This is a genomic window from Ensifer sp. Root558 (assembly GCF_001427045.1).
Classification (GTDB): Bacteria; Pseudomonadota; Alphaproteobacteria; order Rhizobiales; family Rhizobiaceae; genus Ensifer; species Ensifer adhaerens.
The window spans coordinates 828,605-841,607 of sequence record NZ_LMGC01000001.1 but is presented as its reverse complement, the minus strand read 5'-3'; the positions used below and the strand labels follow the sequence as shown (position 1 = coordinate 841,607).

General features: G+C 63.0%; 13 protein-coding genes. 8 read left to right on the top strand and 5 right to left on the bottom strand.

Going from position 1 to position 13,003, the window contains the following annotated elements; translation table 11 throughout:
• Window positions 1-38: 38 nt before the first annotated feature.
• On the bottom strand, window positions 39-191 hold the full coding sequence (locus ASD63_RS35945) for a DUF1127 domain-containing protein (protein ID WP_226020710.1): 153 nt from the start codon (window positions 189-191) through the stop codon (window positions 39-41).
• Between the two features lie 184 nt (window positions 192-375).
• Here ASD63_RS35945 and ASD63_RS04135 point away from each other — a divergent pair, with 184 nt between their 5' ends.
• From ASD63_RS04135 to ASD63_RS04100, 8 genes are all read left to right on the top strand, one after another.
• Window positions 376-1,794 (top strand): PLP-dependent aminotransferase family protein, encoded by a 1,419-nt coding sequence (locus tag ASD63_RS04135; RefSeq protein WP_034794440.1) that lies wholly within the window; start codon window positions 376-378, stop codon window positions 1,792-1,794.
• Between the two features lie 92 nt (window positions 1,795-1,886).
• Window positions 1,887-2,468 (top strand): acyloxyacyl hydrolase, encoded by a 582-nt coding sequence (locus ASD63_RS04130; RefSeq protein ID WP_034794442.1) that lies wholly within the window; start codon window positions 1,887-1,889, stop codon window positions 2,466-2,468.
• 197 nt (window positions 2,469-2,665) lie between these two features.
• Entirely contained in the window at window positions 2,666-4,897 is a 2,232-nt protein-coding gene (gene purL, locus ASD63_RS04125) for a phosphoribosylformylglycinamidine synthase subunit PurL (protein ID WP_034794444.1), read from the top strand.
• Window positions 4,898-5,122: 225 nt separating this feature from the next.
• Window positions 5,123-5,356 (top strand): BolA family transcriptional regulator, encoded by a 234-nt coding sequence (locus ASD63_RS04120; protein ID WP_034794447.1) that lies wholly within the window; start codon window positions 5,123-5,125, stop codon window positions 5,354-5,356.
• 6 nt (window positions 5,357-5,362) lie between these two features.
• Window positions 5,363-5,608: a hypothetical protein gene (locus ASD63_RS04115; RefSeq protein ID WP_034794450.1), complete on the top strand. Its 246-nt coding sequence runs from the start codon at window positions 5,363-5,365 to the stop codon at window positions 5,606-5,608.
• A 131-nt stretch (window positions 5,609-5,739) separates the two neighbouring features.
• Window positions 5,740-6,078, top strand: a complete 339-nt coding sequence (gene grxD, locus ASD63_RS04110; RefSeq protein ID WP_034794485.1) for a Grx4 family monothiol glutaredoxin — start codon at window positions 5,740-5,742, stop codon at window positions 6,076-6,078.
• 473 nt (window positions 6,079-6,551) lie between these two features.
• Window positions 6,552-7,790: a multidrug effflux MFS transporter gene (locus tag ASD63_RS04105; RefSeq protein ID WP_034794489.1), complete on the top strand. Its 1,239-nt coding sequence runs from the start codon at window positions 6,552-6,554 to the stop codon at window positions 7,788-7,790.
• An 81-nt stretch (window positions 7,791-7,871) separates the two neighbouring features.
• Complete coding sequence (locus ASD63_RS04100; protein WP_034794494.1) at window positions 7,872-9,164, top strand: multidrug effflux MFS transporter; 1,293 nt, start codon at window positions 7,872-7,874, stop codon at window positions 9,162-9,164.
• A 78-nt stretch (window positions 9,165-9,242) separates the two neighbouring features.
• On the opposite strand, the gene ASD63_RS04095 is transcribed toward ASD63_RS04100, so the two are convergent.
• From ASD63_RS04095 to rpsD, 4 genes are all read right to left on the bottom strand, one after another.
• On the bottom strand, window positions 9,243-10,067 hold the full coding sequence (locus ASD63_RS04095) for an inositol monophosphatase family protein (protein WP_034794509.1): 825 nt from the start codon (window positions 10,065-10,067) through the stop codon (window positions 9,243-9,245).
• Window positions 10,064-10,945 carry a tRNA 2-thiocytidine(32) synthetase TtcA gene (gene ttcA, locus ASD63_RS04090; RefSeq protein WP_034794511.1) on the bottom strand — a complete coding sequence of 294 codons (882 nt, stop codon included), beginning with the start codon at window positions 10,943-10,945 and terminating at the stop codon, window positions 10,064-10,066. The genes ASD63_RS04095 and ttcA overlap by 4 nt, the downstream gene beginning before the upstream one ends.
• 129 nt (window positions 10,946-11,074) lie before the next feature.
• Window positions 11,075-12,022, bottom strand: a complete 948-nt coding sequence (locus ASD63_RS04085; RefSeq protein WP_034794526.1) for a glutaminase — start codon at window positions 12,020-12,022, stop codon at window positions 11,075-11,077.
• Between the two features lie 153 nt (window positions 12,023-12,175).
• Complete coding sequence (gene rpsD, locus ASD63_RS04080) at window positions 12,176-12,793, bottom strand: 30S ribosomal protein S4 (RefSeq protein ID WP_034794529.1); 618 nt, start codon at window positions 12,791-12,793, stop codon at window positions 12,176-12,178.
• Window positions 12,794-13,003 lie beyond the last annotated feature (210 nt).

Genomic DNA, 13,003 nt, shown 5'->3' with positions numbered 1-13,003 from the left:
CCCTTTTGCATTTCGGACAGTCGGTTCTATCCGATCGGTTAGCGCCAGAACGGGACAGTCGATTCCTGACGCGCGTCCTTTTCCGAAACGCCGATATCCTTGAGCTGCCACTCGCTCATCTCCTCGAGCGCCAACCGGCCGCGTCGCTTCGCCGCCAGCTCGCAATAGCGGGTCCAAAGCCGCTTCAGCAGACCCTCGCGTTCGTCCGAATAGTCGCCGCCCAGTAATGTGCCGGTGCAGCCCACGGACGTCGCTTCCGAGCGGGACAAACAAATTGTATCTATTGTACTCATTGACAACCCCAATGCAGCGATTGCTATCGTTGTCTTGGTGATAATTGACATATTTTCCGCTGTAATCTAAAGAATTGTCACTATGACAAATTGGCTCCCCGACATTCAGCAGGGTCACGGTCCGCTCTACGCACGGATCGCCGATCAAATCGAACTGGCAATTGGCAACGGGGCCTTGCCCGTCGGCGCCAAATTGCCACCGCAACGCAACCTCGCCTACGATATCGGGGTGACAATCGGCACGATCGGGCGCGCCTACAATATTGTCCGCGAGCGCGGGCTTGTGAGCGGCGAAGTCGGGCGCGGCACCTATGTGCTCGACCATCCCGAAAGCCGGCCGCCGGAGCAGGCGGACCCGCTGACGACGTCCCTTGCCGGCACCCGGCCCCTGGTCGCGCCCGTTGGCAAGCTCAGGTTCGACAGCACCGCCGCGCCGGATATCGGCCAGGGAACGGTGCTGAGCGAAGTGTTGAGCGAAATCAGTCACGAGCATCACGCCGATATTGCCAGCTACGCGCGGAACTTCCCGGATCACTGGTTCGAGGCAGGCTGCCAATGGCTGGCGCGCGGAGGGTTTCGTCCTAAGCCCGAAAACATCGTGCCGACGCTCGGTGCGCATGCGGCCGTCGTTGCCGTAATCGCGGCGGTGACGGCCCCAGGCGACCGCATCGCCTTCGAGACGCTCACCTATTCGCAGGTCAGCCGCAGCGCCGGCCTGATTGGTCGCCGCACGACGCTGGTCGAATCCGACGCCTTCGGCATGATCCCCGACGACTTCGAGCGCGTCTGCGCGCAGCAGCATCCGAAGCTCGCCTTCCTGATGCCGAGCGCGCAGAACCCGACAGTGGCCGTCATGCCGCTCGCCCGCCGCCAGGCGATCGCCGATATCGCCCGCAAATACGGCGTCTGGCTGGTGGAGGATGATCTCTACGGCGCTATGACCGGCGATCAAACGCCGCTGCTCGCCGAGCTTGCGCCCGAACGTACCTTCCTCGTCGGCGGTCTTTCAAAGTCCGTTGCCGCAGGCGTTCGCGGTGGCTGGGTCGCCTGCCCTCCGCATTTCGGCCAGCGCATCCGCATCGCCCACAAGATGGTCAGCGGCGGCCTGCCGTTCATCCTGGCGGAACTCTGCGCCCGGCTGGTGCTCTCCGGCTCGGCTGCAGCCTTGCGCAGCCAGGGCATTGAGGAGGTTCGCGCCCGCGAAGCAATGGCGCGCGAGGTCTTTGAGGGTATCGAGTTCGCGTCCCATCCCTGCATTCCGTTCCTCTGGATGAAGTTGCCTGACCCCTGGCTGTCAGGAACCTTCAAGCAGGCGGCTCTTCAGGAAGGCGTGCTCGTCGACGACGAGGACGAGTTCAAGGCCGGCCGTACCGATCGCGTCTTCCATCGGATCCGCATCGGCTTTTCCTCGCCACCGCAGCGCGCCGAGGTGAGAGCCGGATTCCAGACACTGAAGCGGCTGCTCGACAGCGGCCGAGCCGGCTACGACAGTTTCGAGTGACTATCGAAATCGACGGGGTGACTTTCGCGCAAGCTTCCGCATCATACTGTTTTAGCAGTCTTGCGTAGATGATTCGCCCTCAAGGATTTCGCATGCCGCTATCGCTTCGCCCGGTTCCGTCCCGCCTGATTGCATCCCTTCTTTTCGTCACGACCACCTCCGTCATCGCCGCGCCGGCGGCGGCTCAAGATGGTGTCTTTGACGAAATGCGCTTCGGCGTGACGACATCGATCGCCAGCGGCGGCAAGCAGGAAGACGGCGTGTTTCCCTCGTTCACGCTCTACTTCGATCCGTTCAATGCGGACGGCGCCGCGGATCTCGGCGAAAAGCTGCTGCGTCCACGCGTCTATACCGGTGCTGCCGTGGCCACGTCGTCGAACGGCGTCAACCAGGCCTATGCCGGCCTGAGCTGGACCTTCGACATGACGCAACGCCTCTTCGTGGAGTTCGGCGCGGGCGGCACGGTTCACGACGGCGATCTCGACGATCCCAACGGTTCCGGTCCGCAACTCGGCTGCCGCGTCCTCTTCCGCGAATACGCCGCCGCGGGCGTGCGCCTCGACGAACACTGGAACGTCTCGGCGACCGTTGAACATGCGTCGCATGCCAATCTCTGCGACGGTCCCAACAACGGCCTGACACGCGCAGGCCTCGCCCTCGGCTACAAGTTCTGACGCAGGCCTGCGCAGTCGCGCTCAACAAAGCTTCATACGGGCATCAACCGCTGTTGATCGCCCGTATTTTTCTGTCGCGCCCCGCCGCAGCATAGGTTAAAGAAGCCGCAAAGCGCCCCCTGTTTCTGTTGCGGTTCGCACGCGCCATATTCCTCATTAGTGGATTGCGCGCCGCCCGAAGGATTTGACGGTCGACGATGACGATTTCCAACACCCGCCCCATCACCCCGGACCTCATCGCATCGCACGGGCTGAAGCCTGACGAATACGAGCGCATCCTCGGCCTGATCGGGCGCGAGCCGACCTTCACCGAGCTCGGCATCTTCTCGGCCATGTGGAACGAGCACTGCTCCTACAAGTCTTCCAAGAAGTGGCTGCGCACGCTGCCGACCAAGGGGCCGCGCGTCATCCAGGGCCCGGGCGAAAACGCCGGCGTGGTCGATATCGATGACGGCGACTGCGTCGTCTTCAAGATGGAAAGCCACAACCACCCGTCCTATATCGAGCCCTACCAGGGCGCGGCAACGGGCGTCGGCGGCATCCTGCGCGACGTCTTCACCATGGGCGCCCGTCCCGTCGCAGCGATGAACGCGCTGCGCTTCGGTTCGCCCGACCACCCGAAGACCCGCCACCTCGTTTCCGGCGTCGTTGCCGGTGTCGGCGGCTACGGCAACTCCTTCGGCGTTCCGACCGTTGGCGGCGAAGTCGAGTTCGATGCCCGCTACAACGGCAACATTCTGGTCAACGCCTTTGCCGCCGGCCTCGCCAAGAGCGATGCCATCTTCTACTCCAAGGCCGAAGGCGTCGGCCTTCCCGTCGTTTATCTCGGTGCGAAGACCGGCCGCGACGGCGTCGGTGGCGCGACCATGGCGTCCGCCGAGTTCGACGAGTCGATCGAAGAGAAGCGCCCGACCGTTCAGGTCGGCGACCCCTTCACCGAAAAGTGCCTGCTCGAAGCCTGCCTCGAGCTGATGACGACCGGCGCCGTCATCGCCATCCAGGACATGGGTGCAGCCGGCCTCACCTGCTCGGCCGTCGAAATGGGCGCCAAGGGCGACCTCGGCATCGAGCTCGACCTCGACACCGTTCCGGTGCGCGAAGAGCGCATGACCGCCTATGAAATGATGCTGTCGGAAAGCCAGGAGCGCATGCTCATGGTGCTCGAGCCCGCCAAGGAAGAGGTCGCCAAAGCGATCTTCGTCAAGTGGGGCCTCGATTTCGCAATCGTCGGCAAGACGACCGACGACCTGCGCTTCCGTATCCTGCACCAGGGCGAAGAGGTTGCGAACCTGCCAATCAAGGAACTGGGCGACGAAGCGCCGGAATATGATCGTCCCTGGACCCCGGCCAAGACCGCGGCACCGCTCGCAACCAACGACATTCCGGCAGCCGACGTCGCCGACGCGCTCGTCAAGCTCGTCGGTTCGGCCAACAATTCGTCGCGCCGTTGGGTTTACGAGCAGTACGACACGCTGATCCAGGGCAACTCGCTGCAGCTGCCGGGCGGCGACGCCGGTGTCGTGCGCGTCGAAGGTCATGCCTCCAAGGCGCTTGCCTTCTCCTCCGACGTGACGCCGCGCTACGTCGAAGCCGATCCTTACGAAGGCGGCAAGCAGGCGGTCGCCGAATGCTGGCGCAACCTGACGGCAACCGGATCGCTGCCGCTGGCAGCCACCGACAACCTCAATTTCGGCAACCCGGAACGCCCTGAGATCATGAGCCAGCTGGTTCATGCCATCAAGGGCATCGGAGAAGCCTGCACCGCACTCGACTTCCCGATCGTGTCGGGCAACGTCTCGCTCTACAACGAGACAAACGGCCAGGCGATCCTGCCGACCCCGACCATCGGCGGTGTCGGCCTGATCAAGGACTGGTCGAAGATGGCGCGCATCCGCTTTGCCGCTGAAGGCGAAACGATCCTCGTCGCCGGCGCGCCGGCCGGTCTCGGCTCGCACATCGCCCAGTCGGTCTATATGCGCGACGTTCACGGCCGCACCGATGGCCCGGCGCCCCATGTCGATCTGGTGCATGAGCGCAAGGTTGGCGACTTCGTCCGCGGCCTGATCGTCGACGGTCTTGTAACCGCCGTGCACGATTGCTCGTCGGGCGGCCTGGCACTTGCCGTTGCCGAAATGGCGATGGCTTCGGGCATCGGCGCCTCGGTCGACGCTGTTGCCGGCCATGATCCGATCGCGACCTTCTACGGCGAAGACCAGGGTCGCTACGTCGTGACGGTTGCCGCCGGCGCGCTCGACGCGGTTGCCGCTCGTGCCAAGGCTGCCGGCGTCTCGCTCCCCATCATCGGCAAGACCGGCGGCGACGCCGTCAAGCTTGGCGACGCCAGGGCCGTCTCGGTTGCGGATCTCCGCGCCGCCCATGAAGGCTGGTTCCCGGACTTCATGCAGGGCGACCTCGCGCCTGAAAACTGAGAGATCGATGACGGGAGCCGCACTTTCTGCGGCTCCCGTCACCCCTGTTGCGTGCCTGCTTGCAGGCGCTGCCGAGGGCGATCATTTGATCGTGTCGGCGCTGGCAACTGCCCTCCCTCACCCAATTCAGCAATTGCGTTCCGCCCCTGAATCGTGGTTCCCTTGTTTCATGGACAACGTCGGCAGGCTGCTGACGTTGCAGAATAAAAAGGGAGTTGGCGTATCATGCCCATGACACCAGGCGACATCGAAGACATGATCAAGGCGGGGATTCCCGGAGCCAAGGTCACGATCCGCGATCTGGCCGGTGACGGCGACCACTATGCCGCCGAAGTCGTGGCCGAAGCGTTTCGTGGCAAAAGCCGCGTGCAGCAGCACCAGATGGTCTACAACGCACTGAAGGGCAATATGGGCGGCGTGCTACATGCCCTGGCACTTCAGACGAGCGCGCCGGAGTAAGCTGGCGTGGCTGACCTGATCAAGGAACTCGTCAGCGGCGTAGTTGACAGCGCGCTCAAGGAAATTCTGAGGAAGACCGGCGTCAAGCGCACGACCACCAAGCGGACGAAGCGCCGGACGCGGCCGGCGGCCTCTGGCGGCGGCATCCTCGCGGATATCCTTGAAGCCGCCATCCGCAAGCCGGCGAAGAAACAGGTCAGCCGGCGGAAAACCTCGGCGGCGCGCAGCAAGGCGCGGCGCCGCACGGCTTGAGTGGTATTAAAACCACATCTTGAGGCCCATCAATATTTGTTGCGATTGGGTGGTGAAAATCACCAATATGCATGCTATCTAAGACCCAATCGATATCCGGCCCTTGAAGCCGGCGCAGGAAGGAAGACAGGATGAGCGGAATTCACGAATTCATCGACAACGAAGTCAAGACGAACGATGTGGTGCTCTTCATGAAGGGTACGCCGCAGTTCCCGCAGTGTGGCTTCTCCGGTCAGGTGGTCCAGATTCTCGACTACATCGGCGTCGACTACAAGGGCATCAACGTGCTCGCCGACGCGGACCTGCGCCAGGGCATCAAGGACTATTCCAACTGGCCGACGATCCCGCAGCTCTACGTCAAGGGCGAATTCGTCGGCGGTTGCGACATCGTGCGTGAGATGTTCCAGGCCGGCGAACTTCAGTCCCACCTTTCGGAGCAGGGTATCGCCGTCAAGGGCGCTGTCGCCTGATCTAAGGACGCCTTGTCCCGATCCATCGGAGAAGGCGGGCAACCGCCTTTTTTGATTCGGACGTTCCGTCCGGATCTCGATTTTCGTTGTCTTCCCAAAGGCTTTGCGCGCTTGGTTCGCGCAATGACCGTTTGAATGTTTGTGAAAGCAGGCTTCCTTCCTGAAACGTTTCCGGCGTTCTGCAGCGAGGCCTGGGGCCGCATTTTCGGCCTGTCATGAAGCAGTCGCGATCGTTCGGCATAAGCAGCAGCGGTTCCCGCTCCGGCCTCGGCACGGAAATGACCCCGTCGCTGCCGATCGATGCTCCCGCCGCTTCCTGCAGGCCCGGTCCATGTGGTGCGGCTTCCCGGTCGCTCCCGCCTGACATCCCTGTGCCGACCGGCATTTAGCCAGCCGACATCCTTCTTTTTCCGGAGCGGTCCGGACCCAGACCTGTTTCGCTTGGCGCCCACCGCGCCGCTAGGACTTTTGAAATGACAAGCACGACCAACGACGATGCCCTGCCCGGCCTCACGAAATTCCAGTTCATCGCGCTGATGGCCACACTGATGGCGACGAACGCGATTTCGATCGACATCATGCTGCCGGGCCTCCAGGAAATCGGGGCCAGCCTGGGCGTGGCGTCGGAAAACGAGCGGCAATACATCATCACCGCCTACCTGCTCGGCATGGGCGTGGCGCAGCTGTTCTTCGGCCCACTGTCGGACCGGTTCGGGCGCAAGCCGCCGCTTCTGGCGGGCCTTGCCCTTTATGCCGTCTGTGCGGTGGCAATTGCCATGGTGCCGACCTTCGGCCTCATGCTCGCCCTTCGCTTCATGCAGGGCGCGGGTGCGGCTGCCACGCGCGTCATCACCATCTCGATCGTCCGCGACGTCTATGGCGGCCGGCAGATGGCCGAGGTGATGTCGCTGGTCATGATGGTGTTCATGATCGTGCCTGTGATCGCCCCGTCGATCGGCCAGCTCATCATCAGCTTTGCCGAGTGGCATATGATCTTTGTCATCGTCGCGCTTTATGCGGTGATGAACATCGCGATCGTGCTGTCGAAGCTCGGCGAAACGCTTGATCCGGCCCACCGCCGCGCCTTCACGCCTTCGGTAATCCTAAGCGGTTTCCGCATCGTGCTGACCAACCGGTTGTCGCTGCTTTATACGCTCGCGACCTCGGTTATCCTTGGCGCGCTCTTCGGCTTCATCAACTCGGCGCAGCAGGTGCTGGTCGGCGTCTACGATCTGGGCGTGTGGTTTCCGCTTGTCTTTGCGGCTTTCGCGAGTATGATGGCGGTCGCTTCCTTTACCAACTCCCGCCTCGTCCGCCGCTTCGGCATGCGGCCGTTGTCCCATGCGGCCCTCTGCGGCTTTACGCTCGCAAGCTTCATCTGGATGTCGGCCTCGCTCTATGCGCCGCTGCCCTTCCCGGCCTTCGTGGTCCTCTATTGCGCCACGATGTTCCAGTTCGGGCTGATCGCGCCAAACTTCAACGCCATGGCCATGGAGCCGCTCGGCCATGTCGCCGGCACGGCGTCCTCGGTTCTCGGCTTCATGCAGACGATCGGCGGGAGCGTGATCGGAGCCTTCATCGGCCAGTCCTTCGACGGAACGGCCACCCCGCTTGCCACCGGCTACTTCACCGTCGCGGCCATCGGCCTCGTCTTCGTGCTCATCGCCGAACGCGGCAAGCTGTTCAAACCGCACCATCAGCCGGCCGGCTGAGCTCTAAAGCGCCAACTGTCGCTGTCGCGCTCTAAACCGCCGACCAGCCTTTTCCAAAGATTGAATTTACGGGTTTTCCCAATGTCCACCATCACCAATCAATCCGAACATGTCGACGGGGTCTCGGGGGCCGAGCGCCTCAACATGGGCATCGTCGAATTCATCATCACCATCGCCGTCATGACGGCGAGCGTCGCCATCGCCATCGACAGCATGCTGCCGGCTCTGCCGGCAATCGGCCAGTCGCTGAACGTCGCCAACACCAACGACAGCCAGCTGGTGATCGGCGTCTTCTTCCTCGGCTTCGGCATCTCGCAGATCTTCTTCGGCAGCCTGTCCGATGCCTTCGGCCGCCGCAAGGTGCTGCTCGGCGGCCTCGCCTTCTTCACCGTGTCGATGTTTGCCGCCGCCCTCACCCAGAGCTTCGAGACGCTGCTGATCCTGCGCTTCATCCAGGGCATCGGTGCTGCGGCCATCCGCATCACCACCATGGCGATCGTGCGCGACTGCTTCGGCGGCCGCGAAATGGCGCGCGTCATGTCCTATGTGATGATCGTCTTCATGATCGTACCGATCGTCGCTCCGTCGATCGGCCAGCTCGTCATCCTCTATGCCAACTGGCACTGGATCTTCATCCTGATCGGCGTCATCGGCGCGATCCTCTTCGTCTGGGCCTTTTCCCGCATGAAGGAGTCCCTGCCGCGCGAAGAGCGCATGCCGCTCTCCGTCGGTGCGGTCGCGTCGGGTTTCAAGACCGTTCTCACCAACCGCATCACTTGCGGCTACATGATCGGCATGACGATGTTTACCGCCGTCATCTGCGCCTACATCGTCACGGTCCAGCAGATCTTCGGCGAGGTCTACGGCCTCGGTGACTGGCTGCCGATCGCCTTTGCAGGTACGGCCGGTGGCATTGCTGTCGCCAACTTCGCCAACGGCTTCTTCGTCCGCAGCTTCGGCATGCGCCGCATCTCGCATGTCTCGATGATCCTGTTTACGCTGATCTCGGTCGCGGGCTTCGTGATGTCGCTCTCCGGCACGCCGGCCTTCGTCGTCAGCTATCTGATGTTCTCGGTGCTCCTGATGTTCTTCGCGGTCATCGCGACGAACTTCACCGCGATCAGCCTGGAGCCGATGGGTCACCTTGCCGGCACCGCTACGGCGATCACCGGCTTCGTCTCGACGACCGGTGGCGCGCTCATCGGCGGCGCCGTCGGCCAGCTCTTCAACGGCACGCTGCAGCCGCTGTTCGGCGGCTTCGCCCTCTTCGGGGCCTTGACCATCCTGGCAACGCTCTGGGCCGAGAAGGGCAAGCTCTTTACCCATCCCGGCGACAAGGACGTCAGCATGGATCACGGTGGCGGCCATATGTAACCGGCCGCCGTAAGGCAAACAAAAAGCCCGCCCGGAGCAATCCGGGCGGGCTTTGTATTTTGGGCTGCTTCGAACGGCTTAGACCGTGAAGACCTCGCGGCGCAGCGTCTCCCAGCTCTCCTTGTCGGTGGCAAGCAGCAGGCCGCCATTGAGATGGGACGGCAGATAGGGCGAGCCGTCGAAGCGGGCGGCATAGGCGCCGGCTTCCTGCGAAATCAGCGTGCCAGCCAGGTGATCCCACGGCATCAGCTTCTGGTACATCAGGAAGTGGATGTGACCGCCGGCAAGCATGCGATATTCATGCGCGGCGCAGCGGTAGCTGGTGGCGATGCGAACCTTGGCCATGTTGGCCATGACTTCGCGGCGTGCTTCCTGCTTGTAAAAACCGGTCGAGGCACCGCCGACCATGGCCTCGAGCGGCACGCCTGCGGTGACCGACAGGCGCTCCTGCGATCCATTGGCGCGGCACATCCAGGCGCCGGAGCCCTTCTCGGCGATCACCCAGTCGTTGCCGAGCGGATCGTAGATGATGCCGGCAACCGTCTCGCCCTTGGCGACGACGCTTGCCATAACGCCGAAGAGCGGCACGCCGGCGGCGAAATTGAAGGTGCCGTCGATCGGGTCGACGACGACGGCGAGATCGGCATCGGCGAGCTTGTCGAGCAGCGCCGGGTCGGCCGCAACCGATTCTTCGCCGACGAAAAGTGCGCCCGGCGCGACGTCTTCGATGCGTGCCTTGATCAGCCGTTCGGCCGCCTCGTCGCCCTCGGTCACGAGGTCGATCGCTTCCGATTTCACCCTGACGTCGCCGGCTTCAAGATTGCGGAACCGCGGCAGGATCTCTTTCACCGCCGCTTCCTGCAGCAGATTGGCAAGGCCGGCAATGTCGACGGAATGGCTCATTCTTTGGGCTCCGGTGTGAGGGACTGGAAATCGAACAGCTTGGGATCGAGCAGGTGCGACGGGTTCACGTGGCCAAGCGCCCGCAGCATCGTGTCCTTGCGGCCCGGCATGCGTCGCTCGATATCGGCCAGCATCGCCTTCATCGCATTGCGCTCGAGGCCGTCCTGCGAGCCGCAGAGGTCGCACGGGATGATCGGAAACTCCATGGCCGCCGCGAACTTGGCGAGATCGTCCTCGGCCGCATAGGCGAGTGGCCGAAGCAGCATCAGGTCGCCCTCGTCGTTCAAGAGCTTTGCCGGCATCGAAGCCAGCCGGCCGCCGTGGAAGAAGTTCATGAAGAAGGTTTCGAGAATGTCCTCGCGGTGGTGGCCGAGCACCAGCGCGTCGCAGCCCTCTTCACGGGCGATGCGATAGAGGTTGCCGCGGCGCAGCCGCGAACAGAGCGAACAGTAGGTCGCCCCCGTCGGCACCTTTTCCTTCACGATCGAGTAGGTGTCGCGATACTCGATGCGATGCTTGACGCCGATCGATGCCAGGTATTCCGGCAGGATGTGCTTCGGGAAGTTCGGCTGGCCCTGGTCGAGGTTGCAGGCAATGAGCTCCACCGGCAGCAGCCCGCGCCATTGCAGATCCATGAGCAGCGCCAGCAGGCTGTAGCTGTCCTTGCCGCCGGAAAGGCCGATCAGCCAGCGCTTGGCGCCCTTCAGCATGCCGAAGTCGTCGAGCGCCTGGCGGGTCTGGCGAAGAAGGCGCTTGCGCAGCTTATTAAACGAGACGGAGGACGGCATGCGGCTGAACAGCGGATGCGCGCCGGCGTCGATTTCGGTCTCAAAAATGGTTTCGGCCTGGTCTTGCGACGCGTTGAGCGAAAGGTCCATGGCGGGGATCCTGTGCGGCAGGCAGGCGCAACCGGCGCCCGGCTAATCTTGGGCCAGCACTTGCCCGCTCCAGCCGTCAAGATCAAGGGAAATCGGCCGCACAGTGCAGATCGCCCTTGTCGGACGAGTTCAGGGACCGAAGACCGACCAGCCAGTGCGCGCCGCGAGCATTTCGAGCGCCAGCGATCCGAGCAGCGAATTGCCGTTTTCGTTGAGGCCAGGCGACCAGACGGCAACCGACGCCTTGCCAGGCGCCACCGCCAGAATGCCGCCGCCAACGCCGCTCTTTCCCGGCAGGCCGACGCGATAGGCAAAATCGCCCGAGCCGTCATAGTGGCCGCAGGTCAGCATCAGTGCGTTGATGCGCCGCGCCCGCTGGCGCGAGACGACGTTATGGCCGGTCAGCGGATTGCTGCCGCCGGCGGCCAGAAACAGCCCGGCTTTCGCAAGCTGGCTGCAGGTCATGGAAAGCGCGCAGTGATGGAAATAGACGCCGAGCACGTGGTCGACGGGGTGGTCGAGCTTGCCGAAGGAGCGCATGAAATTGGCAAGCGCGAAGTTCCGGTAACCGGTGGCCGTCTCCGAACGCGCGACCTCATGGTCGATGACGATCTGGTCGTCGTCGGCGAGATAGCGGACGAACTGTACGATCTCGCCGATCAGTTCCCGCGGCGTATGGCCGGCAAGGATCAAGTCGCTGATGGTGATGGCGCCGGCATTGATGAAGGGGTTGCGCGGCTTTCCGCCCTCTTGCTCGAGCTGGACGATCGAGTTGAAGGCGGAGCCTGAGGGCTCGCGGCCGACACGGTGCCAGATGTTCTCGCCGTGCTTGCCGAGGGCCAGCGTCAGCGTGAAGACCTTGGAGACGCTCTGGATCGAGAACGGCACCTCGGCATCGCCGACGCGATAGATCTGGCCGCCTGTGGTCACGATCGCCATGCCGAAATGCTTGGCGTCCACGCGCGCGAGCTGTGGAATGTAGTCGGCGACCTTGCCCTGGCCGAACCGGGGGCTCAGCTCCCGATGAATGTCGTCGATGATCGCCTGCAGATCCTGCGGCTTCTGCTCTTCGGGCATCGGGCTTCCCTCTTGGTCATCGCTTTCGGATCGAGGCGACGATAAGGCGCTTATTCGCTGGGGTCCGCGGTAGCGCGGATGCTGATCGGCACTGACAAAAAAGCCGCCCGTTTCCGGGCGGCTTTCGAAACGTCACAAGGCGAGAGCCTCGGATTAACGCGAATAGAATTCGACGACCAGGTGCGGTTCCATGACGACGGCGTAAGGCACGTCGGAGAGAACCGGTACGCGGACGAAGGTCGCGACCATCTTGTTGTGATCGGCTTCGATGTAGTCCGGAACGTCGCGTTCAGCGAGCGAAACCGATTCGAGAACGGTTACGAGCTGCTTGGACTTTTCCTTGACTTCGATGACGTCGCCCGGCTTGCAACGGTAGGAACCGATGTTGACGCGGACGCCGTTGACCTTGACGTGGCCGTGGTTGACGAACTGACGGGCAGCAAAGACCGTCGGAACGAACTTGGCGCGGTAGACGATCGCGTCGAGGCGCGATTCGAGCAGGCCGATCAGGTTTTCCGGGGTGTCACCCTTGCGGCGGTCAGCTTCGGCGAAGATCGCGCGGAACTGCTTCTCGCGGATGTCGCCGTAGTAGCCCTTGAGCTTCTGCTTGGCGCGCAGCTGTACACCGAAGTCCGAGAGCTTGGACTTGCGGCGCTGGCCGTGCTGGCCCGGGCCGTATTCGCGGCGGTTTACCGGGGACTTCGGACGGCCCCAGATGTTTTCGCCCATACGGCGGTCAATTTTGTACTTGGACGATTCGCGCTTGCTCATCGCATTTCCTTTCAAACAGTTACACCGGCCTGTTTCCAAACCGGATCAAGGAAACACGCCCTCCTCTGAACCCATTTTCGGGGCTCTGACAGGTTTCTCACGATCACGCAGACGGAGAAGCCACGGGACATGTCAAATGAAACACCGGACATTTCTGCCCGGCGTTGGGGCGGCTTTAGTGGGTCCGGCTCCTGTTGTCAAACGAAATCG